Here is a 2,085-nt window from a genome sequence, read left to right on the forward strand (position 1 = left end):
GTAAGCGTCCGGTGAGCCGCGTGTTGCCGCGCTCGACGTAGCCGTGGATGTCCGTACCTGTCGTGGTCTCCTTCTGGAGTCCGGAAGGAGGTCAGGAGATGGGGCGGATGGAGGTCATCACCCGGACGGAGCGCCGGCGGACCTACAGCGAGGCGGAGAAGGCGGCGGTGGTCGCCGAGGCGTCGGCGCCGGGCGTGACGGTGCGCGAGGTATCGCGGCGGCTCGGCATCGCGGAGAGCCTCATCTATAACTGGCGGTCGGCGCAGCGGAAGGCGGTGAGCATCGCCAGCGAGCCGTTGCAGTTCATCCCGTATGGCGTGGTGACGGACGTCGTTCCGACGGAACCGAGTATGGCGCTGATGCCGGCCACACCTGCACCGGCACCCGCCAAGCCGTCGTCATCTGCGGCACCGGCGGAAGACCTGGTTCGCCCGCATCCAGGCACGCGACCGGGCAGCATCGACATCGACCTGCCGACCGGTGTGCGCCTGTCGGTCGACAGCTACGTCAACGAGAAGGCGCTCGCCCGCGTGCTGCGAGCGCTGGGGCATGCATCGTGATAGCGCTGGCGACGGGCACCAAGGTGTATCTCGCCTGCAAGCCGGTCAGCATGCAGAAGGGCTTCGACGGGCTGACCGCGCTTGCCAGCCAGGTGCTCAGCGCCGACCCGTATGCGGGTCACCTTTTCCTGTTCCGGGGCAAGCGCGGCGACTATCTCAAGGCGCTGTACTGGGACGGCTCGGGCATGTGCCTGTTCGCCAAGCGGCTGGAGAAGGGCCGGTTCGTGTGGCCGCCACTGGTCGACGGCGGCATCGTGCTCAGCCCCGCGCAACTGGCGCTGCTCATTGAGGGCATCGACTGGCGACGCACCGTGGTGCCGACCCCGGTGGCCGCGCCGACCCTCATCTAAACGGCGCTTTTCGGTCCTTTTTGCTTGGCGTGAGTCGGCCCGATGGTAGGATGGGCCATGTCGCTGGCGATGGCTGATCTCCCCTCCGACCCGGACGAGCTGCGCGCCTTCGCACAGGCGTTGCAGGACCGGTTAGCGGCCGTCGAGCAGACTCGCGTTACCACCGCTGCGGAGCTGGCCAGCACCGTTGCCGAGCTTCGCGCGGCCAAGGCGACCATTCAGCTGACCGCGCTCGAGATTGAAAAGCTCAAGGTCCAGCTGGCGCGGCTCAGGCGCATGCAGTTCGGCCAGTCGTCCGAGCGGCTCACTCGCGAGATCGCGCAGCTGGAGCTGCGGCTGGAGGAACTGGAGACGGTCGAGGCCGAGGCGACCAGCGCATCCGCTGACGCCGGCGTGCCAGCACCCGCCCGCGAGAAGCGCAAGCCCAAGCGCCTGCCGCTGCCCGACCACCTGCCGCGTCACGAGGTCGTCCATGCCGCCCCGCACGCGGACGGCTGTGGCGCGTGCGGCGGCACCATGTCGGCGCTGGGCGAGGACGTGACCGAGGTGCTGGAGTATGTGCCCGGCCGCTTCCAGGTCGTGCGCCACGTCCGGCCCAAGCTCGCCTGCCAGCGTTGCGACGCCATCACCCAGGCGCCGGCGCCGGCATTGCCCATCCCGCGCGGCAAGGCCGGCCCCGGCCTGCTCGCGCATGTGCTGGTGTCCAAATACGCCGACCATCTGCCGCTCTACCGGCAGGCGGAGATCTACGCCCGTGAGGGCGTCGACCTCGACCGCTCGACCATGGCTGACTGGGTCGGTCAGGTCAGTTGGCTGCTCCAGCCGCTGGTCGAGCACATCCGCGCCCACGTGTTCGCGGCCGACAAGATCCACACCGACGACACGCCGGTCCCGGTGCTCGCGCCGGGCACCGGCAAGACGAAGACCGGCAGGCTCTGGGTCTATGCCCGCGACGACCGGGGCTGGCAGGGTATAGGGCCGCCGGCAGCAGCCTATTTCTACACCCCCGACCGCAAGGGCGAGCGACCGCGCGCTCATCTCGCAGGGTTCAGCGGTTTCCTGCAGGCGGATGGCTATGCGGGTTACGACCAACTGTACGATGCGCGACGGCAGCCCGGTCCCATTATGGAGGTCGCATGCTGGGCACATGTCCGGCGCAAGATCTACGACGTGTG

3 protein-coding genes are annotated in these 2,085 nt (G+C 68.8%); all 3 read left to right on the forward strand.

From position 1 onward, the window contains the following. Positions 1-47 precede the first annotated feature (47 nt). The gene (gene tnpA, locus SM191_RS19350; RefSeq protein WP_341507629.1) at positions 48-560 is read left to right on the forward strand and encodes an IS66-like element accessory protein TnpA; all 513 of its coding nucleotides are present in this window, start codon (positions 48-50) and stop codon (positions 558-560) included. Then, on the forward strand, positions 557-910 hold the full coding sequence (gene tnpB, locus SM191_RS19355; RefSeq protein WP_341507630.1) for an IS66 family insertion sequence element accessory protein TnpB: 354 nt from the start codon (positions 557-559) through the stop codon (positions 908-910). Before tnpA ends, tnpB begins: the two co-directional genes overlap by 4 nt. Before the next feature lie 57 nt (positions 911-967). After that, on the forward strand, positions 968-2,085 hold a 1,118-nt coding region (gene tnpC / locus SM191_RS19360), incomplete at its 3' end, for an IS66 family transposase (RefSeq protein WP_341507631.1).

Origin of the sequence: Sphingomonas sp. 2378, from assembly GCF_038084995.1 — a bacterium.
In the GTDB taxonomy this organism is placed as follows: Bacteria; Pseudomonadota; Alphaproteobacteria; order Sphingomonadales; family Sphingomonadaceae; genus Sphingomonas.

Coding starts and splice junctions, on each gene's coding strand:
- tnpA (WP_341507629.1), top strand. CDS start 48: ATGTCCGTACCTGTCGTGGTCTCCTTCTGGAGTCCGGAAGGAGGTCAG.